At 66.5% G+C, this 18,968-nt stretch carries 21 protein-coding genes and 5 tRNA genes; 6 read left to right on the forward strand and 20 right to left on the reverse strand.

Annotation, left to right across the window (positions count from 1 at the left end):
* From LQR33_RS09960 to cutA, 11 genes are all read right to left on the reverse strand, one after another.
* On the reverse strand, positions 1–550 hold a 550-nt coding region (locus tag LQR33_RS09960; RefSeq protein WP_231468761.1), incomplete at its 3' end, for a YbaN family protein.
* Complete coding sequence (locus LQR33_RS09965) at positions 547–1,125, reverse strand: biliverdin-producing heme oxygenase (RefSeq protein WP_231468763.1); 579 nt, start codon at positions 1,123–1,125, stop codon at positions 547–549. The genes LQR33_RS09965 and LQR33_RS09960, both read right to left, overlap by 4 nt.
* Positions 1,126–1,218: 93 nt before the next feature.
* Entirely contained in the window at positions 1,219–4,140 is a 2,922-nt protein-coding gene (locus LQR33_RS09970; RefSeq protein WP_231468765.1) for a TonB-dependent receptor, read from the reverse strand.
* Between the two features lie 101 nt (positions 4,141–4,241).
* On the reverse strand, positions 4,242–5,228 hold the full coding sequence (locus LQR33_RS09975) for a FecR family protein (protein WP_231468767.1): 987 nt from the start codon (positions 5,226–5,228) through the stop codon (positions 4,242–4,244).
* Positions 5,225–5,722, reverse strand: coding sequence for a sigma-70 family RNA polymerase sigma factor (locus tag LQR33_RS09980; RefSeq protein ID WP_166439823.1), 498 nt, complete (start codon positions 5,720–5,722; stop codon positions 5,225–5,227). Before LQR33_RS09980 ends, LQR33_RS09975 begins: the two co-directional genes overlap by 4 nt.
* A gap of 129 nt (positions 5,723–5,851) precedes the next feature.
* Positions 5,852–5,927: transfer RNA gene (locus LQR33_RS09985), tRNA-Lys, on the reverse strand.
* A gap of 36 nt (positions 5,928–5,963) precedes the next feature.
* Positions 5,964–6,039: transfer RNA gene (locus LQR33_RS09990), tRNA-Lys, on the reverse strand.
* Positions 6,040–6,074: 35 nt separating this feature from the next.
* Positions 6,075–6,150 (reverse strand) — tRNA-Lys (locus LQR33_RS09995).
* Positions 6,151–6,178: 28 nt separating this feature from the next.
* Positions 6,179–6,254: transfer RNA gene (locus tag LQR33_RS10000), tRNA-Lys, on the reverse strand.
* A 37-nt stretch (positions 6,255–6,291) separates the two neighbouring features.
* Positions 6,292–6,367 (reverse strand) — tRNA-Lys (locus LQR33_RS10005).
* A gap of 130 nt (positions 6,368–6,497) precedes the next feature.
* On the reverse strand, positions 6,498–6,812 hold the full coding sequence (gene cutA, locus LQR33_RS10010) for a divalent-cation tolerance protein CutA (protein ID WP_231468769.1): 315 nt from the start codon (positions 6,810–6,812) through the stop codon (positions 6,498–6,500).
* 31 nt (positions 6,813–6,843) lie between these two features.
* Here cutA and LQR33_RS10015 point away from each other — a divergent pair, with 31 nt between their 5' ends.
* Positions 6,844–7,284 (forward strand): FxsA family protein, encoded by a 441-nt coding sequence (locus LQR33_RS10015; protein ID WP_231468771.1) that lies wholly within the window; start codon positions 6,844–6,846, stop codon positions 7,282–7,284.
* Here LQR33_RS10015 and LQR33_RS10020 read toward each other — a convergent pair.
* Positions 7,278–7,574, reverse strand: a complete 297-nt coding sequence (locus tag LQR33_RS10020) for a DUF167 domain-containing protein (protein ID WP_166439825.1) — start codon at positions 7,572–7,574, stop codon at positions 7,278–7,280. The two genes, LQR33_RS10015 and LQR33_RS10020, sit on opposite strands and share 7 nt — an antisense overlap.
* A gap of 76 nt (positions 7,575–7,650) precedes the next feature.
* Between LQR33_RS10020 and LQR33_RS10025 the strand changes: the two genes are divergently transcribed.
* From LQR33_RS10025 to LQR33_RS10045, 5 genes are all read left to right on the forward strand, one after another.
* Positions 7,651–8,118, forward strand: a complete 468-nt coding sequence (locus LQR33_RS10025; RefSeq protein WP_021475269.1) for a Dps family protein — start codon at positions 7,651–7,653, stop codon at positions 8,116–8,118.
* A gap of 91 nt (positions 8,119–8,209) precedes the next feature.
* Positions 8,210–9,040 (forward strand): energy transducer TonB, encoded by an 831-nt coding sequence (locus tag LQR33_RS10030; protein ID WP_221665907.1) that lies wholly within the window; start codon positions 8,210–8,212, stop codon positions 9,038–9,040.
* Positions 9,041–9,054: 14 nt separating this feature from the next.
* Positions 9,055–9,432 carry a VacJ gene (locus LQR33_RS10035; RefSeq protein WP_104946019.1) on the forward strand — a complete coding sequence of 126 codons (378 nt, stop codon included), beginning with the start codon at positions 9,055–9,057 and terminating at the stop codon, positions 9,430–9,432.
* Between the two features lie 27 nt (positions 9,433–9,459).
* Entirely contained in the window at positions 9,460–9,873 is a 414-nt protein-coding gene (locus LQR33_RS10040) for an acyl-CoA thioesterase (RefSeq protein ID WP_166439827.1), read from the forward strand.
* A 29-nt stretch (positions 9,874–9,902) separates the two neighbouring features.
* Positions 9,903–10,388: a TlpA family protein disulfide reductase gene (locus LQR33_RS10045; protein WP_221667909.1), complete on the forward strand. Its 486-nt coding sequence runs from the start codon at positions 9,903–9,905 to the stop codon at positions 10,386–10,388.
* A gap of 45 nt (positions 10,389–10,433) precedes the next feature.
* Here LQR33_RS10045 and LQR33_RS10050 read toward each other — a convergent pair whose 3' ends face one another.
* The 8 genes from LQR33_RS10050 to fmt form a co-directional block, all read right to left on the reverse strand.
* Positions 10,434–10,760: a hypothetical protein gene (locus LQR33_RS10050; RefSeq protein WP_231468773.1), complete on the reverse strand. Its 327-nt coding sequence runs from the start codon at positions 10,758–10,760 to the stop codon at positions 10,434–10,436.
* Positions 10,761–10,839: 79 nt separating this feature from the next.
* Complete coding sequence (locus tag LQR33_RS10055; RefSeq protein ID WP_205692530.1) at positions 10,840–11,604, reverse strand: HesA/MoeB/ThiF family protein; 765 nt, start codon at positions 11,602–11,604, stop codon at positions 10,840–10,842.
* A 154-nt stretch (positions 11,605–11,758) separates the two neighbouring features.
* Entirely contained in the window at positions 11,759–13,027 is a 1,269-nt protein-coding gene (locus LQR33_RS10060; RefSeq protein WP_166439829.1) for a sigma-54-dependent transcriptional regulator, read from the reverse strand.
* Positions 13,027–15,138: a sensor histidine kinase gene (locus LQR33_RS10065; RefSeq protein WP_221665906.1), complete on the reverse strand. Its 2,112-nt coding sequence runs from the start codon at positions 15,136–15,138 to the stop codon at positions 13,027–13,029. The genes LQR33_RS10060 and LQR33_RS10065 overlap by 1 nt, the downstream gene beginning before the upstream one ends.
* Positions 15,138–15,710, reverse strand: a complete 573-nt coding sequence (locus LQR33_RS10070) for a DUF4390 domain-containing protein (RefSeq protein WP_231178532.1) — start codon at positions 15,708–15,710, stop codon at positions 15,138–15,140. Before LQR33_RS10070 ends, LQR33_RS10065 begins: the two co-directional genes overlap by 1 nt.
* Positions 15,697–16,947 (reverse strand): 16S rRNA (cytosine(967)-C(5))-methyltransferase RsmB, encoded by a 1,251-nt coding sequence (rsmB, locus tag LQR33_RS10075; protein WP_221665905.1) that lies wholly within the window; start codon positions 16,945–16,947, stop codon positions 15,697–15,699. Before rsmB ends, LQR33_RS10070 begins: the two co-directional genes overlap by 14 nt.
* A 66-nt stretch (positions 16,948–17,013) precedes the next feature.
* On the reverse strand, positions 17,014–17,868 hold the full coding sequence (htpX, locus tag LQR33_RS10080; protein WP_021475278.1) for a zinc metalloprotease HtpX: 855 nt from the start codon (positions 17,866–17,868) through the stop codon (positions 17,014–17,016).
* A gap of 124 nt (positions 17,869–17,992) precedes the next feature.
* Positions 17,993–18,916, reverse strand: a complete 924-nt coding sequence (gene fmt, locus LQR33_RS10085) for a methionyl-tRNA formyltransferase (protein WP_221667912.1) — start codon at positions 18,914–18,916, stop codon at positions 17,993–17,995.
* Positions 18,917–18,968: the final 52 nt, after the last annotated feature.

Raw genomic sequence — 18,968 nt, forward strand, 5'->3', positions numbered from 1 at the left:
CGCCGGCCAGCCACCGCATCGCCGGCTGCTCGGCCGGCGCCGGAGCCTGCGGTTTGGCGCCCGGCCACCACAGCCCGGCGGTCAGCGCCGCCAGATGCAGGGCTGCGCACAACAGCAGAGCCAGTCCCTTCCAGTGCCGGGCGGACAGCCTGCGCCAGCCCGACGGCTCGCCGGGATGGGACGGCCGGCTCAGCAGATACAGCAAGACCGATAGCTCGATCGCGGCCACCAGCCACGGCACCCAGTGCGGCGGCCGCGCCAGCAGCAGCGCGACGAATCCCCCGCCCATGCCCAGCGCGGCGAAACACTTGGCCTTGCGCGGCACGATGCGCTGCTCGCGCCAGCGCCGCAGGCCCGGGCCATAGCGCGGATGATCGAGCAGCTTCTGCTCCAGCCGCGGCGAGGACTTGCTGAAACAGGCCAGCGCCAGGATCAGGAAAATGGTGGTGGGCATCACCGGCAGCAGCGCGCCTATCACCGCCAGCGCCACCATCAGGCAGCCGCCCAGCAGGTACAGCCAGCGCACCGCCGGGTGCCGCGCCGCGTTCAAGCGTACACCCGGTCCAGGTGGCCGTTCATGCAGGCGAAGGCGGCCACCGCGCCGGCGGTGACGCGGGCTTCGGCGTCGCCGTCCAGCTCCAGGCCGTCCAGCGCCGAGGTGAACGCGCGCCAGTGGCGGGCGCGGCCGTCCGGATGGCCGGCCAAGTGGCGGGCGCCGAAGTTCTCGTCCAGGCCCAGCTTGCCGGCCAGCTTGTACAGGATGGCCGCGCCCAGCTTGGAACCTTCCACCACGTACAGCCAACCCATCGCGCTGGCCACGTCCAGCGCGCCGCTAATCGGCGCCTCGGCCAGTTGCGGCAGCGCGCGGTCCAGATCGCCCATGTCGGCGGCGATGCTGTGGTAGCGGCGGCGCTCGGAAAGATCGGGGAACAGCTTGGCCAGCTCCGGGTTGTCGTACAGCGCGTCGGCGTCGCGCAGGAAGCGGTACTGGGCGTCGAGGAAACGGGCGTAGTTGTCGCGGCTGGCGAAGGGCTGGTTGGCCATGATGCGCTGGTCCAGCTGGTCGTGGGTGTCGTGGGTGCGGGCTTTCAGGTCTTGGGTGCGGGTGCGTTCGATGGTGGTCATGCCAATGCTTTCTTCTACTGTGCTGGGCTTTGCGGACAAAGCCCATTAAATGTTAATGATAACTATTTTTGTTTATTTAGGGAAACGCGCCGCTCAGAATTGCCAAGTCGCGTTCAGCCGCGCGGTGCGTCCCGGCCCCGGCATCAGGCTCAACGCCAGCGGGTCCAGGTAGTAGCGGTCGGTCAGGTTGTCGATGGCCAAATCAACGCTGACGCCCTTGGAGATCCGATAGCTGGCGAACACGTCCACCAGCGTGTAGGCGCGGGTCAGCACCTGGTTGGCGGTGCCGTTCCAGCTCTCCCAGCGGCTGCCGTCCACGCTGGCGCCCTGCTTGGCCACCGGCTCGCTGTTGTAGGTGACGCGGCTGCCGAAGCTGAGCCTGCGGTCGAGCGCGCGGCCGCCCAGCGTCAGGTTCAGGTTGAAGCGCGGCGGGATATGGTTGCGGACGTAGCTGCTGGAAAAGCCGCTGGGCGTGCATTCCGGCGTGTTAGCCATCGGATGCTCGCCGCCGAACCAGGTGATGCCGCGGAAATACTCGGCCGACGCACGGTCGCAGATCCGGGTCTTGCGGTTGTAAGTGGCGGACAACTCGCCGAACAGCGTGCCGCCGTCGTACGACGATTGCAGCTCGACGCCGGACAGCTGGTAGCGGTCCATGTTCACCATGCTGAAGTTCTGCTCCCACGCCTCTTTGCCGGGAATCGGCCGCCGGGTGATGTAGTCGCGGGTGGTGTTGTCGAAATAGGCGAGCTTGAAGCGGAAGCGGTCGTCGCCGCGCAGCAGGCCGTCTTTCAGCACACTGACGCCGACTTCCCAGTTCTGGCTGCGTTCCGGCTTCAGTTCGCCAAGGAAAGGCGAGGAGGAGCCCAGCGTCGACTCCATCAGGCTGGGCATGCGCAGGCCTTCGACGTAGCGCAGATAGCCGGTGACCGAGGGGCTCAGCTTCAGGTTGACGCCGAAGGACGGCGCGAAGCCGCTGTCGCGGCGGCGGTAGGGCTGGCTGCGGCGGTACTGGCGCGACGCCAGCTCCTGGTTGTCGCGCCAGCTCGCCTCCGCCTCGCTGGATTTGGCGCCGGCCAGCGGCTGCGCCTGGCCGTTGGCGTCGACATAGGTGGCGCCCGGCTGCTTGAAGGGATTGGTGGCGTCGCTGAAATTGCCGGCGGCATCCGGCTTCCACTCAACCTCGCCCAGGTATTCGAAGGTGTCGTCGCTGTAGAGCTGGGCGGTCTTCGACACCGTGCGGTAGGTATCCAGCTTCTTGACCTCGACGTTGTTGTCCTGGGTGGCGAAACGCAGATAGCGGCCGCCCAAGTCGAAGCTCAGCCAATCCACCGGCGCCCAGTTGACGCCGACGAAGGCGCTCTGCTCGTCGCGGCTGCCGTCCCGCAGATTGCGGTTGTTGAGGATGTCGTCCTCGTCGCGGATGAAGCCCTTGCCCGGCGCCAGCCGCTCATGCTGCAGCGACACCCCGTAGTCGAATTTCAGCGCGCCCAGCCGGCTGCGCAGCAGCGAGGTATTGCTCAAATCCGCGCCGGTGCGCTGCGCCTGCGCCGGCGCCAGGTAGGAAAAGTCGATGCAGTCTGCGCAATCACCCCAACCGGGGCGCGGCTTGCCCTGGGTGGGGTTGCGGAACACGTCGCCGTTGTAGGCGCGGCTGTCCATGTCGGTGTGCCACAGATTGGCCTGCAACTTGATCAGCGGATTGTCGTCCGGCTGCCACTTGAAGCGGGCGGTGTAGGCATCCACCCGCACCTGGCTGCGCGGCCACTGCGGAATGGAGTCGCCATCGTTGCGGACGATCTGCGAGGTCATGATCTCGCCGTAATCGCTGTCGTAGCGGCGGAAGCCCAGCTCCAGCGAGCGCTCGGCGTCCGGCTTCAGCGTGCCCTTCAGCAGCAGCGAGCGGCTGCGGTTGGCGGTATTGAGCACCTCCTCGCCGGGCTTGAAGATGCGGGTGACGCCGACATCCTCCTGGGTGCCGGACGACATCCAGTCGTTCTTCACCACATAACGCTCATGGCCGTGCTTGCCGGAGAAGTAATTGCCGATGTCGCGGTAGGCGAAGGCGCCGACCAGCTCGTAGCGGTCTTCGCGCAAGGCGGCGGCGACGCTGCCGTGGCCGGCGCGGCCGTCCAGCGCCGGGCTATGCTGGCGCGGCGTCGCGTTCAGTTCGGCCGGAGGCGCGGCGCTGTTGCTCTGCAAGCCGCCGCGCAGGCGCACGCCGCGGCGCTCGCCCGGCAGCAGGATATCCTCCGCCTTCAGCGTGTCCATCTTCACCAGGCCGCCGATCGCCCCGGCGCCCTGCGCCGACAAAACCGGCCCCTTGTCGACGGTTACGCCGCCTATCAAGTCCGGGTCCAGATAGTTGCGGTCGGCGACGCCGCCGTAGCCGCGATAGGCGGTCACCGACTGCACGCTGCCGTCTATCACCACCGGCACCCGCCCCTGGCCCTGCAGGCCGCGCACATTGACGTCCACCGAGCCGCTGTTGCGGCTCTCGCCCACCTGCACCCCGGCCACGCCCTTGAACATATCGGCCGGCGAGGTGCCGCGGAAACGCTCGATCTGCTCGCGCGTCACCGCCGCCGACGAGCCCGGCTTCAGATACGGCCGGTCGAACAGCGACATCTCATCGTCGGACAGCGCGCCCGGCGCGCTGCTGGCGCCGCGCACCCGCAAGGCGCCGATGCCGACCGCCCCGCCCGCGGCCGACGGCGCGGCCTGCACCACGATGCCCTCGGCGCGCAGGCTGGCGGCCAGGCCACTTCCCTCCAACAGCCGACGCAGCGCGTCGCGCACCGTGTAGCTGCCCTGCAACCCCGGCGCGGCGCGGCCGCCGGCCAAGGCCGGGTCGAACAGCAGATTCATGCCGGCCTGGCTGGCCAGCTGCTGCAAAGCGCCGGCCAGCGGCTGCGGCGCGATCTGGAAGGCGACGACGCGGGACTGGGCCTGCGCGGGCTGGACGCAAGCCAGGCCCAGCAGCAGAGCGGCGGCCCCCGGACGGGAAATCGACATGGCGGACTACCTCACGGATGAAATTAATAATTATTCGCATCCATGAAGACGCAGCCGCCCGCGCCATCCTGACGTCGGCCGGCAAATATTTTTTGTCCAGACTATTTTCTGGCGTCGATCAGCGTCTCCCCGCCCCTCTTGCGCAGCGCCACCGGCAACACCCGCGGCAGGATGCGGGCGAAAGCGGCGGCGTCGTGGCTGGCGAAGCTGCCGCTCAGACGCAGCGCGCCCAGATCTGGCCGCGCCAGCTTGAGGCCGGTCGGGCCGTAACGCTCGAACTCCGCCAGCACCTCCGCCAGCGGGCGGTCGGAGAACGCCAGCCTGCCCGTGCGCCAGGCCGCCACGGTTTCCGGCGGCACCGCCACCTCCGGCCGAAGCGAGCCATCGCGCCAGACCGCGCGCTGGCCATCGGTCAGCAGCAGCTTGCTCCGCGCCTCGCCTCCCGTGCCCGCGGCCGCTTCGGCGTCGCCGTGGTCAGCCACCGCCACCTTGCCGTGCTCCACCCCCACTTCAACCGCGCCATACAGATGGCGCGCCGCGAAACGCGTGCCCAGCACCGTCACCCGCACCGGCCCGGCCGCCACGCGGAACGGCCGCCCGGCATCCGGCGCCACCGAGAACATCGCCTGTCCGCGCAGCAGCTTGGTCTCTCGGCGATCCTTGAAATACGCGACCTCCACCACGGTGTCCACGTCCAGGCTCAAGCGGCTGCCGTCGGCCATCACCCGCTCCAGCTGCTGGCCGCGCGCGCTGGCCAGCGTCTGCGTCCACTGCGGCTGGCCGGCCCGCCAATGCCAGCCCAGCGTACAGGCGAGCAGCAATGCCGCGCAGGCGGCAAGGCCATGGCGACGCAAGCGGGATGGCGGGGGAACCGCCAATCTTCGCCTCTGCTCGCCGCTCATCTCCGACAACAAGGCGTCGACTCGGGCGTGCGCGGCGTAAGCTCTGCGGCGCTCGCCGGACGCGTCCAGCCAGGCGGCCAGTTCCGCCCGCCCCGCCTCGTCCAGCCCCTCCCGCTGCCGCAAGCGCCAACGCGCCGCTTCCGCGTCGGCCAGCTCTTCGTTCGCCGCTTCACGCTCGCGCCTCATCGGCCCTCCTCCTGTTCCAGCGCCCGCTTGCACGCCAGCATGCCGTTGATGATGTGCTTCTCCACCATGTTCCGGGAAATGCCCATTTCCCGCGCGATGTCAGCCTGGCTCAGCCCTTCCAGCTTGAACAGCACGAAGGCCTGGCGGCAGCGCGGCGGCAAGCCCGCTATCGTCCGCTCCAGCAAAGCCAATTGCTGCCGCGCGGCCAGCCGCCGCTCCGGTTCGCAATGCGCGGGCGCGGCCAGCTCGATGTCCGCAATATCCAGCTGCGGCCTCGCCTGCTCGCGGCGGTGGCGGTCTATCAGCAGATTGCGCGCGGCGGCGTACAGCAGCGCGCGGGGAGAGCGCACCGCCGCGCCGCCGGCTTCGCCTCCCGGCGCCTGCAGATTCAGCACTTTCAGATAAGCGTCCTGCGCCACATCCTCCGCGCGCTGGCGCGAACCGGTGGCCCGGGTGAGGAAATTGAGCAGTTCGCGATAATAGCCGTCCAACACCAGCGTCGCCCGTGACAAAAAGGGCGCAGCATAGCGCAAGAAACAAATGATAACAATTATCGTTATCAGCAATATAGGGGATGGAAATGCGAAGGGCCCGGACAATAGCCGGGCCCTTGCGGGAATTCTTGGTGGGTCGTGCGGGATTCGAACCTGCGACCAACGGATTAAAAGTCCGCTGCTCTACCAGCTGAGCTAACGACCCATTGGGGTATTCATATCGGGGAGGGTGCAGGGATGGTGGTGGGTCGTGAGTGGCTCGAACACTCGACCTACGGATTAAGAGTCCGCTGCTCTACCAACTGAGCTAACGACCCATCCGGTCTGCACAAAAGACAGAAATGAACTTGATTGGTGGGTCGTGCGGGATTCGAACCTGCGACCAACGGATTAAAAGTCCGCTGCTCTACCAGCTGAGCTAACGACCCGCACAACGTACGGCGGCATGTCTTTGGATGGTGGGTCGTGAGTGGCTCGAACACTCGACCTACGGATTAAGAGTCCGCTGCTCTACCAACTGAGCTAACGACCCGTCCGGGACATGCGACTACACTATATCAAGCTTTCTCTGGTGGGTCGTGCGGGATTCGAACCTGCGACCAACGGATTAAAAGTCCGCTGCTCTACCAGCTGAGCTAACGACCCATCGAGAGCTCGCAACTATAATGAAACGTTTCAGATGCGTCAAGCCGTATCGCAAAAAATTTCTCTCCGCCGCCGCCCCGCCAGGGGAACGAAAACGGGCGGAAAACAGTCGGAACAAACCGGGCCGGAATCATTCGGCACTTGAAACTACGCTGTTCGATACCCATGTGAGATAAGAGGGCAATCCCTGCGCCACAGGCAGCGCGACAATCTCCGGCACTTCGTACGGATGCAGCGCCGCCAGCCTGGCCTCCAGTTGCGGATACGCGTCAACGCGAGTCTTGATCAGCAGTGGAATCTCCTCGGCCCGCTCCACCGCGCCCTGCCAGCGGTACACTGAACGGCAGGGCCCCAGAATATTGACGCAGGCGGCCAGTTGCTCGGCTACCAGCGTCGTCGCGACGCGCTCGGCGGTTTCCTCGTCCGGCGCGTTGCAGACAACCAATAAACAATCGTTAGATGGAATCGGATTCAAGATGCGCGTTCTCCCGCTGCTGTTATTGATTTACCCGTTCGCCGAAATCGCCGCCCTGGTGGCGCTAGCCGACCGAATCGGCGGCCTGGCGGTGTTCCTGCTGGTGGTGCTGTCCTCGATGCTGGGCCTGTGGATGCTGCGCAACCAGAAGCTGGGCGCGCTGCTGACGCTGGGCAGCGTGATGCGCCAGGGCGACAAGGTTTCGCTGTATTCGCTGCTGTGGCCGCTGCGTTACGCGCTGGCCGGCCTGCTGTTCCTGCTGCCCGGCCTGCTCAGCGATCTCGCCGCCATCCTGCTGCTGCTGCCGCTGAAAGGCCCGGACATCTCGCCGCGGACCTCCAGCGCGGGCCCGTCCGCCGGACCGGCCGGCAACGGCGACATCATAGAAGGCGAGTTCAAGCGCGTGGACGAAACCACGCCGCCGGGACGCCGCCTTCAGTGAAAACCCAGACGGTCCAGCGCCGCCGCGTCATCCAAGCCGCAGGCGATCCGCACCACCTTGTGCCGGCTCTTGTCGCCGGACAGCAGCTCCACATCGCGCTTGGCGACGCCGAAGCGATCGGCCAGCCAGGCCAGCAGCGCGGCATTGGCCTTGCCATCCACCGGCGGCGCGGCCAGCCTAACCTTCAGGCAGTCGCCGTGCTCGCCGGCCGCCTCGGTCTTCTTGGCGCCCGGCTGCACGTGCAGCGTCAGCCGGACGCAGCCGTCATGGCAAGACAACCAAGGTTTCATCCCATTTCCCGCCCAAAACGGGAAGTGTAGTCCAAAACGCGGCCTGGAAGCAGCGCCGCCAAAAAGGAGCATCGTTATGGATATCGGCATCAACGAACAAGATCGCCAGGAAATCGCCCATGGCCTGTCCCGCCTGCTGGCGGACAGCTACACCCTGTACCTGAAGACGCACAACTTCCACTGGAACGTCACCGGGCCGATGTTCAACACCCTGCACCTGATGTTCGAGACCCAATACAACGAGCTGGCGCTGGCCGTGGACGCCGTCGCCGAGCGCATCCGCGCGCTGGGGCACTACGCGCCGGGCAGCTACGCCGACTACGCCAAGCTGACCGCTATCCCCGAATCCGCCGGCGCGCCGCCCAAGGCCGAGGAGATGATCCGTCAACTGGTGGAGGGCCACGAAACCGTATGCCGCACCGCCCGCAGCGTGTTCGCCGTGGTGGAGCGCGCCTCCGACGAACCCAGCGCCGATCTGCTGACCCAGCGCCTGCAAGTGCATGAGAAAACCGCCTGGATGCTGCGCAGCCTGCTGGAAAAATAAGCCGGCCGCGCGCCGCCGCCGAAACGCCGCCTCCGCGCGGCGTTTTTGCATGGCCGGCATGCTACACTCTGGCAAAATCCGGAAACCCGCGATGGCCGATCACCTGTACCGTCCCCGCCCATCCGCGTCCGGCGCCCCGCTGCTGTGGCTGGCGCTGGGCGTGTCGCTGCTGGCCCACCTGCTGCTGCTCAGCCTGGGCGGCCGCCTCTCCGCGCCCGACCGGCCCGGCGAAGCGCCCGCGTCGCAGATCAATATCCGCCTGGTCCGCCACCCTGCCCCAGCCGCGCCGCCGACAGAGCGGCTGGCCGAAATCGATCATGCAGGTTCGGGCAACAGCGCCGAGCCGCGCCAGCTGCTCAGCCGCCGCGAGCCGCCCAAACCCCGCCCCGCCGCCGAAACACCGCCGCCGGCGCCGGCCAACCCGATCGCCCGCCCGTCCGCGGCGCCAGCCAAGGTCCAGCCCTCGCCGCCCAGCGGCCAGGTCAGCACCGGCTCGCTGCTGGCCCAGGTCGGCGCGCTGTCGCGCGGCGGCGACAGCGCCATCGTCGACAACGACAAGGAGAGCGGCCAGGCCGGCAACGCGCTCGGCGAGGCGGCCCGCGGCTATCCGTGGGCGCGCTACCAAGCCGACTGGCGGCTGAAAGTGGAGCGCATCGGCAACCTGAATTACCCGGATGAAGCGCGCCGCCAGGCCCTGCACGGCGCGGTGACGCTGGAAGTGACGATAGCCGCCGACGGCAGCCTGCAGGGACAGCGGGTCACCCGCAGTTCCGGCAGCCGGGTGCTGGACGAAGCCGCCCAGCGCATCGTCGAGCTGTCCTCGCCGTTTCCGCCGTTTCCGCCCGCGCTGGCCCGCGCCCCGGCGATGCGCATCAACCAGCGCTTCGTCTTCACCCGGGACAACCTCTTATCCAGCCATTGAACCAAGGAAGCATCATGTTTGAAGTCAACCGCAGCATCGCGCTGCTGCGCCCGCAGGCCCCCTTCCTCGCCTGGCTGAAAAGCCTGCCCGGCGGCATCGATCCGCAACTGACGCTGGAAGCGCTGGCCGCCGACAGCAACGCGCTGCTGATCCCGCCGGCGGAAGACGCCGACGCCGCCCGCCGCTTCGTGCAGCAACGCCATCGCCAGCTGTTCGAGGCCGAGCTGGCCGACTGGTGCGAAGACGAGAGCCTGTGGCCGCAAAACATCAGTCCCAACCTGTTCCAGCAATGGTTCAAGGTGGAAATCCACTCGGTGCTGACCGATCTGGTCGAAGAGCCGCTGGAGCGAGAGGCCTTCGTGCCGCTGGATCTGGACGGCAGCGCCGATTAACCGCCACGCGCAATAGAGGGGAAACACATGGCGCACCACACCCGGATCAAGGTCCGCGGCTATCACCTGGACCTGTTCGGCCACGTCAACAACGCGCGCTACCTGGAATTTCTGGAAGAAGCGCGCTGGAGCCAGTTCGAAGAGCAAGGCGGACTGGACTGGTTCCTGAAATCCGGCCTGGCGCTGGCCGTGGTCAACATCAACATCGACTATCGCCGCCCGGCGCTGATGGGCGAGCAACTGCTGATCGAAACCGGTCTGAAGTCCATCGGCAACCGCAGCGCAGTGATCCACCAACGCGTGCTGCTGGAAGGCGCGGACACCGTTGTTGCCGAGGCCGACGTCACCTTCGTGGTTTTCGACGCCAAGCAGAACAAGGCGGTGGTGCTGGAAGGACAATTGAAGGACATGCTGGAACAGATGACCGCCTCTCCGGTCTGAACCAGCGGCAGACACGACAGGAAATCGAAATGAAGAAGGGTTTGATCATTGCGCTGGCGCTGCTGGTCGCCGCCGGCGCCGCCTACAAGCTGATGTTCTCCGGCAACCCGGCCCCCGAGGTGAAGCTGACCTCGCTGACCGGCGCCGCCACCAGCACCTCGGCGCTGAAAGGCAAGGTGGTGCTGGTCAACTTCTGGGCCACCAGCTGTCCCGGCTGCGTCGAGGAGATGCCGGAAATCAAGAAGCTGCACCAGGACTACGGCGGCAAGGGGCTGAACGTGCTGGCGGTGGCGATGAGCTACGACCCGCCCAACTACGTGCAGAACTTCGTCGCCAAGAACCAGCTGCCCTTCTTCGTCGCGCTGGACCCGCAAGGAACCACGGCCAAGGCTTTCGGCGACATCCAGCTGGCGCCGACGACTTTCCTGATCGACAAGCAGGGCAATATCATCAAGCGCTACGTCGGGGTGATGAACTTCCCCGAGGTGCGCAAGCTGATCGAGCAGCATCTGTAACCACAGAGTGGAAGCGCCTGCCAAGGCGCTCCGCTCGCAACAGCTTCAGATTTTGGTCCTAGACTCCCACCGTCCAGGCAGCTTGTAATTCGCTCCCGACTGGATCTTCAGATGGACAGGAAGATAAGCGCCAAAAACCGCTTTTTCTACCTTCTGTCGAAAATCCTGCTTAGTCGCATCCGGCATCGTCGGATGCTGCTGGATGGCGTCATCAATGTCGTCAGCCAAGGCGTACAAATCGTCCAACAAATCCACCACAGGCCCCCAACCTGCCTCATCCACGCCATCCTTCAAGGCTGATTGTCCCTCACTCTGCGCCGCTTGCGCCTGGCTATACAGCCTGTCCAGCAGTCCCTGGATGCTATGTTCCATCACGCCGCTCTCCTTTATTCATCGCCACTAAAAAATACCAAGCGAATAATAACAGCAAAAAGCTGGCCAGATCGCAAGTTCACGCGCCCCCGCACACCGCGCAAGCCGGGTCCCGCGGCACGCGAATCTGCTTGAAGCCGCCATTCAGCGCGTCGTACAGCGTCAGCTTGCCCAGCGCCGGCGGAACGCCGGCCAGCAATTTGACAGCCTCCACCGCCTGCAGGCTGCCAATCACGCCCACCAAGGGCGACAGCACGCCAAAGGTGGCGCAAGGGCCGTCGCTGGCCTCGCCCTCGTCCGGAAACAGGCAGTGATAGCAGGGCGAGGCGGCATCGCGGCTGTCGAACACCGCCAGCTGGCCGGAGAAACGCACCGCCGCACCCGACACCAGCGGCACTCTGGCGGCCACGCAGGCGCGGTTGACCGCATGGCGGGTGGCGAAATTGTCCGAGCAATCCAGCACCAGGTCGTGCGCGGCTACTTCTTCGATCAAGCGATCGCCGGACAGGCGCTCGGCCAGCGGCCAGACCTCGATCGAAGGATTCAAGGCCCGCATCCGCTCCGCCGCCGACTCGGCCTTGCCCTGGCCCAGGCTGACGGTGTCGTGGGCGATCTGGCGCTGCAGATTGGACAACTCCACCGCGTCGTCATCGACGATGGTGATCCGGCCGACGCCTGCACTGGCCAGGTACAGCCCCGCGGGCGAGCCCAGGCCGCCGGCGCCGACGATCAGCGCGCGCGATGCCAGCAGCCGGCGCTGGCCTTCGATGTCGATCTCGGGCAACAGGATGTGGCGGCTATAGCGCAGCAGCGCCTCATCGTCCAGTTCGCGGTCTTGCTCCATGCTCATGCTCCAGAATGCGAAACGCCAGCCGGAAAGGCTGGCGTCGATAAGCGATTTGTATCGAGCAAAACGCCTGAAACAAGGCGCGCCTCGTAGCTTGGGCCGAGCAAAGCGAAGCCCAACATTACCGCGACGCGACATCGGGCGTTTTGCCTTACTCCTCAGCCACCTTGCGGGCGAACTTGATGCCCAGCTGCTTCAGCTTGCGGTACAAGTGAGTGCGCTCCAGGCCCACCTTCTGCGCCACCCGGCTCATATTGCCGTTCTCCAGCGAGATGTGGTACTCGAAATAGCGGCGCTCCAGCTGTTCGCGCAACTCGCGCAGCGGGATGTTGAAGTCGAAGCCCGACTCCTCCACCGGCTTTTCGTGGCGGAACTGGGCCAGCACCTTGTTGACCTCGCCGGCGTCGACTTCGTCGGACTCGGCGGTCAGCGCCAAGCTCTTGATGATGCTGCGCAGCTGTTCCAAATTGCCCGGCCAGTCATACTGGCGCATCGCGTTCAGCGCGGCGGTGGTCAGCTTGCGCGCCGGCACCTGCTTGGATTCCACCAGCTCCACCAGGATCTGCTCGGCGATGAAAGTGATGTCCTCGGCGTGCTCGCGCAGCGGCGGGATCGGCACGATCACGCTGGACAGCGCAGTCAGCAGGCGGTTGTCGCACTCCGGGTCCACCAGCAGTTCCTGCAGCGGACGGCTGCAGGAGCAGATCAGACGCACGTTGAAGCGGTCGAGCTTGGACAGTAGAAACAGCAGGCCCTGCTGCACACGGCGGCTGTACTGGCCGATCTCCGGCAGGTAGAGCACGCCGTTGTTGGCCTTCTGCAAGAGTTCCAGCGGCGCGTCGGCCAGCTGCTCCAGCTTGGCCGGCGTCACCCACGGCGTATTGCCCTGGTGGAAAAAACGCGCCACCAGCTCGAAGCCGGAGCCGGACTCGCCGGTCAGCAGCACCGGCGACTTCACCTTGGCCACTCGCTCCAGCTGGCGCTTGAGCTCCTGGATCGGCTCGCTGCGGCCCAGCTTGTCCAGGTTCAGCGAGGTATTGGCCTGCATGTCGCCGTACTTCAGCGCGCGCTGAACCGTGGTCAACAGCTTCTGCAGCGCGATCGGCTTTTCCAGGAAATCAAAGGCGCCGATGCGGGTGGCTTCCACCGCGGTGTCTATGCTGGCGTGGCCGGACATCATCACCACCGGCATGTTGAGCAGGCCGGACTTGGCCCATTCCTTCAGCAGGGTGACGCCGTCGCAATCGGGCATCCAGATATCCAGCAGCACCAGCGCCGGCCGGGTCTGATTGCGCAATTGGCGGGCCACTTCGGCGTTTTCCGCCAAAGCCACGGTATAACCTTCGTCCTGCAGGATCTCGGAGAGCAGCTCTCGGATGCCGATCTCGTCGTCCACAATCAAAATGTCGCTGCTACGCATTAGGCCTCCAGCAATGGCAGGGAGAGAAGGACGCGCGCGCCATGCTGCCCGGCGTTCCCCAAAATGACCTGTCCATGGTGTTCTTCCATAATCTTCTTGACCACGGCCAGTCCAAGACCGGTTCCCTTGGCTTTACTGGTCACATATGGCTCGAACGCGCGTCGGAGGATGTCCGGGCCGAAGCCCGCGCCATTGTCCTCGACGCTGACGAGCGCGTTTCCTTCTTCTTGTCGGCTGCTAATTTGAATCATCGGGATGCCAACGTCAAGGACTGCATCCTGGGCGTTTTGCATCAGGTTATGCAGCACCTGCCGCAACAGAGCCGCATCCCCCATGATCATCAGCGGAACTTCGTCCAGCGCAATCTTAACAGCAGGATTGGATTCGTAAAGGGCCATCACCTCCCGGATCACCTGATTGAGATCAAGTTTCACCAGTTTGATCTTGGGCGCGCGGGCATAGTCTCGGAACGCCTCCACCATGCTTTTCAGCGCGCCCACCTGCTTGATGATGGTGTCGGTGGAGCGCTTGAGCATGTCGGCGTCCGGGCCTTCCAGCTTGTCCGCCAGCTTCATCGCCAACCGCTCGGCGGACAGCTGGATGGGCGTCAACGGATTGCGGATCTCGTGCGCCAGGCGCTTGGCCACCTCGCCCCAGGCCGCGTCGCGCTGGGCGCGGGCCAGTTCGGTGATGTCGTTGAACACCAGCACGTAACCGTCGCTGGAATGCTCGGGCAGCCGCGCGCCGCGCACCAGCAGCGTGCGCTCGCCCTGGGCGGTGTCGTAGCCGAGCTGGGTCTGCCAGTCGCTTTCGACGTCGCTGTCTGCGTGCTGCATCACCGTTTCCACCAGGCTGGCCACCGCCGGTATCAGGCCGCCCCACTCGGGAAAACGGTGCTCGGCCAACTGGCTGAAATCGAAGCCCAAAATGCGCGAGGCGCTGGTATTGGCGGCGCGGATCTGCCAGTCGCCGCCGAAAGCGATCACCCCGGCCGACAAATTCGCCAGTATGCTTTCCAGATAAAGCTTGCCGCCCTCGAGCTCGCCGCGGCTCTTTTCCGCCAGCTGCCGCGCCTCGTCCAATTGCTGCGTCATACGGTTGAACAGCGTGGTCAGCATGCCCAGCTCGTCGCGGCGGTAGACCGGATGGCGCTTGGAAAAGTCGCCCTGCGCCACCGCACGGGTGCCCGCCGCCAGCTCGGACAAGGGCGCCGACAGCCGCTCCGATAGGAACAGCGCGAAAGCCAGCGCCGCCGTCAGCGCCAGCAGCACCGCCAGCGCCAGCGTCAGCATGTAGAAGGTGCGCAAGCCCTGCCGCGCCAGCAGCAATTGCCGATATTCGGAGCGAGCGCTTTCGATCTGTTCGGCGTCGCGGCTGATATCGGCCGGCGCCGCCTGCAGCAGCTGCAGCACCCGCGTCTGCTCGCCCGGGCCCCGGTAAGCCAGCAGCACTCTCAGCGCCAAGCCGTTGTTGCCGTCGTTCTCTATGCTCTGCTGCGGCGTGCGCAGCTTGACTCCCCGCAGCGCTTCATGGCCTGGGGATTGCGGCAGTCCGCGCGCGTCGCCGCCGGCGAAAGCCAGCAGCTGGCCGTTGCCGCGGTTGAAGATGGCGATTTCCTTCAGGCCCAGCTGCTCGCGCAGCCGTTCCAGCCGCACCGGCAGCACGCCGTCCGGCAGCGCCTCCACCTCGTCCTGCACCATCCGCCCCTTGCGGCCGACATCGTCCAACACGTAGTTGAGCGCGCTGCGGCCCAACACCAGGCCGCGGTCCAACGCCGCCTCGACGCGCACGTCGAACCAGCTTTCAATGCTGCGGGTCAGGAATTGCGCCGACACGGTGAAAACCAGCAGGCCCGGCACCAGCGCGACGCCGGCGAACATCAGCGCCAGCTTCTGCGTCAGCTTGGCGCCGAACACGCGGTTCTTCACCCGCTGGCGCAAGCGCCACAGCTGGCGGCCCACCACGCCGAGCAGGGCCAGCAGCAGCAGGCTGTTGAGGCCGAAAACCCACCAGTAGTAATCGTTGAGCTTGGAAGCGTTGCCGGTGGCCACCGCCAGCAGATAAAGCAGGATGGCCCCGACCGTCGCCATCGCGATGGTGGCGTAGCGCATCAGCCGGCGTCCTTGACGTCCAGCTTGATCCAGCCGGAATCCAGCGACCAGTCGTCAGAGCCCAGCGCGTTCATCTGGAAGGGTTTGGGCAGATCGCCGATGTCCAGCAGCAGCCGGACCTGGCCGGCCACCTGGCCGGGCCTCTTCGGATCCAGCGTGCCGGGATTGAGCACTCGCCAGCCCTGGATCGCGCCGAGAGCGGACAAGGCTTCGCGCAAGGTGGGATAGTAATTGGACAGGCTGCCGATGGTGACGCGGTAGCGACCGGTCAACGGCTGGTAGGACAGTTTGAAAGCCAGCTGCGCGTGCGGGTCGAACCACTCGCGCAGCGACAGGTAATATGACGTGGCGCGGGGCTTGGTCAGCTCGAACTCCAAGCGGAAGCCCAGCACCACCCCCTGCTCCAGCGCCTCGCTGAGGCTGGGGGTGAGTTTGGTGAGGAACCGGGTGCTGACCGCCAGCGTGCCGTCCGGCATCACTTCGGCCTCCGCGCGGCGCGAGCCTATGGTGTCGGCCAGCGCCGGCGGCAGCAGGCAACAGAGCAGAGCCAACAGCAGGCTAATGTTTCTCAAGCAGCGCGTAATAGAAGCCGTCATGTCGCTCACAAGGCAGCAGTTGTTCTTCTTTCAGGCACACCGCGTCCGCGTGGCGCTTGAGGAAGCCCTCCAATTGCTGGCGGTTTTCTTCGGGAAAAATCGAGCAGGTAGCGTATAGCATTTTTCCCCCGCTGGCGAGCAGCGGCCACAGCGCGTCGGCCATCGCCGCCTGCTGCTCTCCCAGCGCGGCGAAATCCCCGGGCCGGCGCAGCCACTTGATGTCCGGATGGCGTCTCACCACGCCGGAAGCCGAGCACGGCACGTCGGCCAGGATGCGGTCGAACGGACGGCCGCCCCACCAGTCGTCCGGCCGCGACGCGTCGGCCTCGATCAGCTGGGCGGACAGGCCCAGCCGCCGCAGATTGTCGCCGACGCGGGCCAGGCGCGTGGCGTCGATGTCCAGCGCGGTCACCTCCACGTCGGCGCGCTCCAGCATGTGGCCGGTCTTGCCGCCCGGCGCGGCGCAAGCGTCCAGCACCCGCAGGCCCGGCTGCAGGTCCAGCCAGTGCGCGGCGCGCTGCGCGCCCTCGTCCTGCACCGAGGCCAAGCCGTCGGCGAAGCCGGGCAGATCGCGCACCGCCACCGGCCGCGCCAGTTGCACCGCGTCGTCGCCCAGCGCCTTGGCCGCCAGGCCAGCCTCCTCCAGCCGGCCCAGATAATCCTCCACCGAAATGCGGCGGCGGTTGACGCGCAGCGTCAGCGGCGGGTGGACATTGCTGGCGTCCAGGATGCCGCGCCATTCCGCCGGATAAGCCGCCTTCAGCCGCGCCACCCACCAGTCCGGATGGTTGGCCTGCGCCACCTCGTCGGCCGCGGCGTTGGCCAGCAGCTCGTCGCGGCGGCGCTGGAAGTTGCGCAGCACGCCGTTTACCAGCGCCTTGAACTTGCCGCGCGCCATCATGCCGGCCAGCGTCACCGCCTCGTGCACCACCGCGTACTGCGCGGCGCGGGTGTATTGCAGCTGGTACAGCGCGATCAGCAGCAGGCGCTCCACCTGCGGCTCCGGCAGCGGATGCGGCACCAGCTGGCGCAGGCAGTGGCGCAGCACGCCCAGATGGCGCAGGCTGCCGTAGCTCAGGTCCTGCAGCGCGCCGCGCTCGGCGGGCGTCAGCTTGCCGGCCTGGCGATGGGCGTCGGCCAGCGCGTCGGTGAGGGTGGTGCCGGCCTCGATGCGGGCCAGGATCTCGGCGGCCAGTTGCTGGATTTGATGCATGGTGTGTCTTTCGATGAAACAAGGCCAGTCCTGGGGACTGGCCGCGGGTCGGTTCAGGTGCTTGCGTCAACAGGCGCCGCGCGCCAGCGCGTGCAGCCGTTCAATGCGGTCGGCGGTATGCGGGTGGGTGCGGAACAAATCGCCGACGCCGCCGCCGGACAGCGGATTGATGATCATCATCTGCGCGGTCTCCGGGTGCGCCTCTGCGGCCGGCATCGCAATGCCCTGGGCATAATATTCGATTTTCTGCAAAGCGGAAGCCAAAGCCAGCGGATCGCCGGAAATTTCAGCTCCGCCCCGGTCGGCTTCGAACTCGCGCGCGCGCGAGATCGCCATCTGGATCAGGCTGGCCGCCACCGGCGCGAGAAAAGCCACCGCCAGCCGCGGCAGCAGGCCGACCGGCTGGCCGTTCTCGTCGCGGCCGCCGAAGAACATGGCGAAGTTGGCCAGCGCGGAGATCGCGCCCGCCATCGTCGCGGAGAGGGTGGAGATCAGCGTGTCGCGGTGCTTGACGTGGGCCAGCTCATGGGCCATCACGCCGCGCAGTTCGCGGTAGTCGAGCATGCGCATGATGCCGCTGGTGGCGGCCACCGCGGCGTTCTCCGGATTGCGGCCGGTGGCGAAGGCGTTGGGCTGGTCCTCGTGGATCACGTAAACGCGCGGCATCGGCAGGCCGGCGCGCTGCGCCAGCTCCGCCACCATGCTATAGAATTCGGGCGCGCTGTTGGCGTCCACTTCCTGCGCGTTGTACATCGACAGCACCATGCGGTCGGAATTCCACCAGGCGAACAGATTCATGCCGCCGCCGAACAACAGCGCCAGCAACATGCCGCCCTTGCCGCCCAACATGCCGCCGATCAGGACGAACAGGGCCATGATCGCGGCCATCAGCAGCGTGGTCTTCAGCCAGTTATCGTTCATGCTCTCCTCTCGCAACTGCGGGTTTGCCTATTTTTTAGAGACTGCGCGCGATCTTTTTTCCAGACTTGCGGCCAACGGAGAACCGCCGCCACGAGAAAAAGACCGTAAGTAGACTCTTAGTGCGTCAAACGCCCAGGCGGGTTCCCGCCGGCAGGCTCTTGCCGGCGACGAAATCGCGCGCGGCCAGCCGCTTGCCGCCGGCGGCCTGCAGCACGGTCAGCCGCACCAGGCCCTGTCCGGCCCCCACCAGCACGCCGTCGGCGTCGGCGGACACCACCGCGCCCGGCTCCGCGGAACCGGCCTCGGCGCTGGCCAGCCACAGCTTCAGCGGCTCGCCGCCAAACTGGGTGAAGGCCCCCGGCGCCGGGTTGTAGGCGCGGATCGCGCGGGCGACATCCTCTGCCGACAGCGTCCAGTCGACCTCGGCTTCGGCCTTGGACAGCTTTTGCGCGTAGGTGACGCCGTCTTCCGGCTGCTTTTGCGGCAGGATCGCGTCCAGGCGGCCCAGCGTCTCGACGATGGCCTGCGCGCCGCAGGCGGCCAGCTTGTCGTGCAGCGTGGCGGCGGTTTCGTCGGCGGCGATCGCCAGCGGGTGGATACTCAGCATGTCGCCGGTGTCGAGGCCGACGTCCATCTGCATGATGGTGATGCCGGTTTCCGCGTCGCCGGCCAGGATGGCGCGCTGGATCGGCGCCGCGCCGCGCCAGCGCGGCAGCAAGGACGCGTGGATGTTCAAGCAGCCGCGCGCCGGAATCTCCAGCACGTCCTGCGGCAGAATCAGGCCGTAGGCGGCCACCACCATCACCTCGGCGCCGACGTCGCGCAGCATCTGCTGCGCTTCCAGGTTGCCGCGCAGCTTTTCCGGCTGCTCGACGCGCAGGCCATGCGCCAGCGCCACTTCCTTGACCGGGCTCGGCTTCAGCTTCATGCCGCGGCCTGCCGGCCGGTCGGGCTGAGTCAGCACCAGCGCGATCTCGTGGCCGGCGTCTATCAGCGCGCGCAGCGCGGCGGCGGCGAATTCCGGCGTACCGGCAAAAATCAGTTTCATCTTGATCAGTTCCCCGACAACGACAGCGGCGCCGTCGCGCGGCGCCGCCTGC

The sequence above is a fragment of the Chromobacterium piscinae genome, assembly GCF_021129175.1.
Lineage (GTDB): Bacteria > Pseudomonadota > Gammaproteobacteria > Burkholderiales > Chromobacteriaceae > Chromobacterium > Chromobacterium piscinae.

Excerpts from the sequence above, each read along its gene's own strand:
- LQR33_RS10055 (WP_205692530.1), bottom strand. The coding sequence starts at position 11,604 with ATGGAGCAAGACCGCGAACTGGACGATGAGGCGCTGCTGCGCTATAGC.
- LQR33_RS10030 (WP_221665907.1), top strand. The coding sequence starts at position 8,210 with ATGGCCGATCACCTGTACCGTCCCCGCCCATCCGCGTCCGGCGCCCCG.
- LQR33_RS10040 (WP_166439827.1), top strand. The coding sequence starts at position 9,460 with ATGGCGCACCACACCCGGATCAAGGTCCGCGGCTATCACCTGGACCTG.
- rsmB (WP_221665905.1), bottom strand. The coding sequence starts at position 16,947 with ATGCATCAAATCCAGCAACTGGCCGCCGAGATCCTGGCCCGCATCGAG.
- LQR33_RS10015 (WP_231468771.1), top strand. The coding sequence starts at position 6,844 with ATGCGCGTTCTCCCGCTGCTGTTATTGATTTACCCGTTCGCCGAAATC.
- htpX (WP_021475278.1), bottom strand. The coding sequence starts at position 17,868 with ATGAACGATAACTGGCTGAAGACCACGCTGCTGATGGCCGCGATCATG.
- LQR33_RS10020 (WP_166439825.1), bottom strand. The coding sequence starts at position 7,574 with ATGAAACCTTGGTTGTCTTGCCATGACGGCTGCGTCCGGCTGACGCTG.
- LQR33_RS09965 (WP_231468763.1), bottom strand. The coding sequence starts at position 1,125 with ATGACCACCATCGAACGCACCCGCACCCAAGACCTGAAAGCCCGCACC.
- LQR33_RS10050 (WP_231468773.1), bottom strand. The coding sequence starts at position 10,760 with ATGGAACATAGCATCCAGGGACTGCTGGACAGGCTGTATAGCCAGGCG.
- LQR33_RS10060 (WP_166439829.1), bottom strand. The coding sequence starts at position 13,027 with ATGCGTAGCAGCGACATTTTGATTGTGGACGACGAGATCGGCATCCGA.
- LQR33_RS10045 (WP_221667909.1), top strand. The coding sequence starts at position 9,903 with ATGAAGAAGGGTTTGATCATTGCGCTGGCGCTGCTGGTCGCCGCCGGC.
- LQR33_RS09975 (WP_231468767.1), bottom strand. The coding sequence starts at position 5,228 with ATGAGGCGCGAGCGTGAAGCGGCGAACGAAGAGCTGGCCGACGCGGAA.
- fmt (WP_221667912.1), bottom strand. The coding sequence starts at position 18,916 with ATGAAACTGATTTTTGCCGGTACGCCGGAATTCGCCGCCGCCGCGCTG.
- LQR33_RS10065 (WP_221665906.1), bottom strand. The coding sequence starts at position 15,138 with ATGCGCTACGCCACCATCGCGATGGCGACGGTCGGGGCCATCCTGCTT.
- LQR33_RS10025 (WP_021475269.1), top strand. The coding sequence starts at position 7,651 with ATGGATATCGGCATCAACGAACAAGATCGCCAGGAAATCGCCCATGGC.
- LQR33_RS10035 (WP_104946019.1), top strand. The coding sequence starts at position 9,055 with ATGTTTGAAGTCAACCGCAGCATCGCGCTGCTGCGCCCGCAGGCCCCC.
- LQR33_RS09970 (WP_231468765.1), bottom strand. The coding sequence starts at position 4,140 with ATGTCGATTTCCCGTCCGGGGGCCGCCGCTCTGCTGCTGGGCCTGGCT.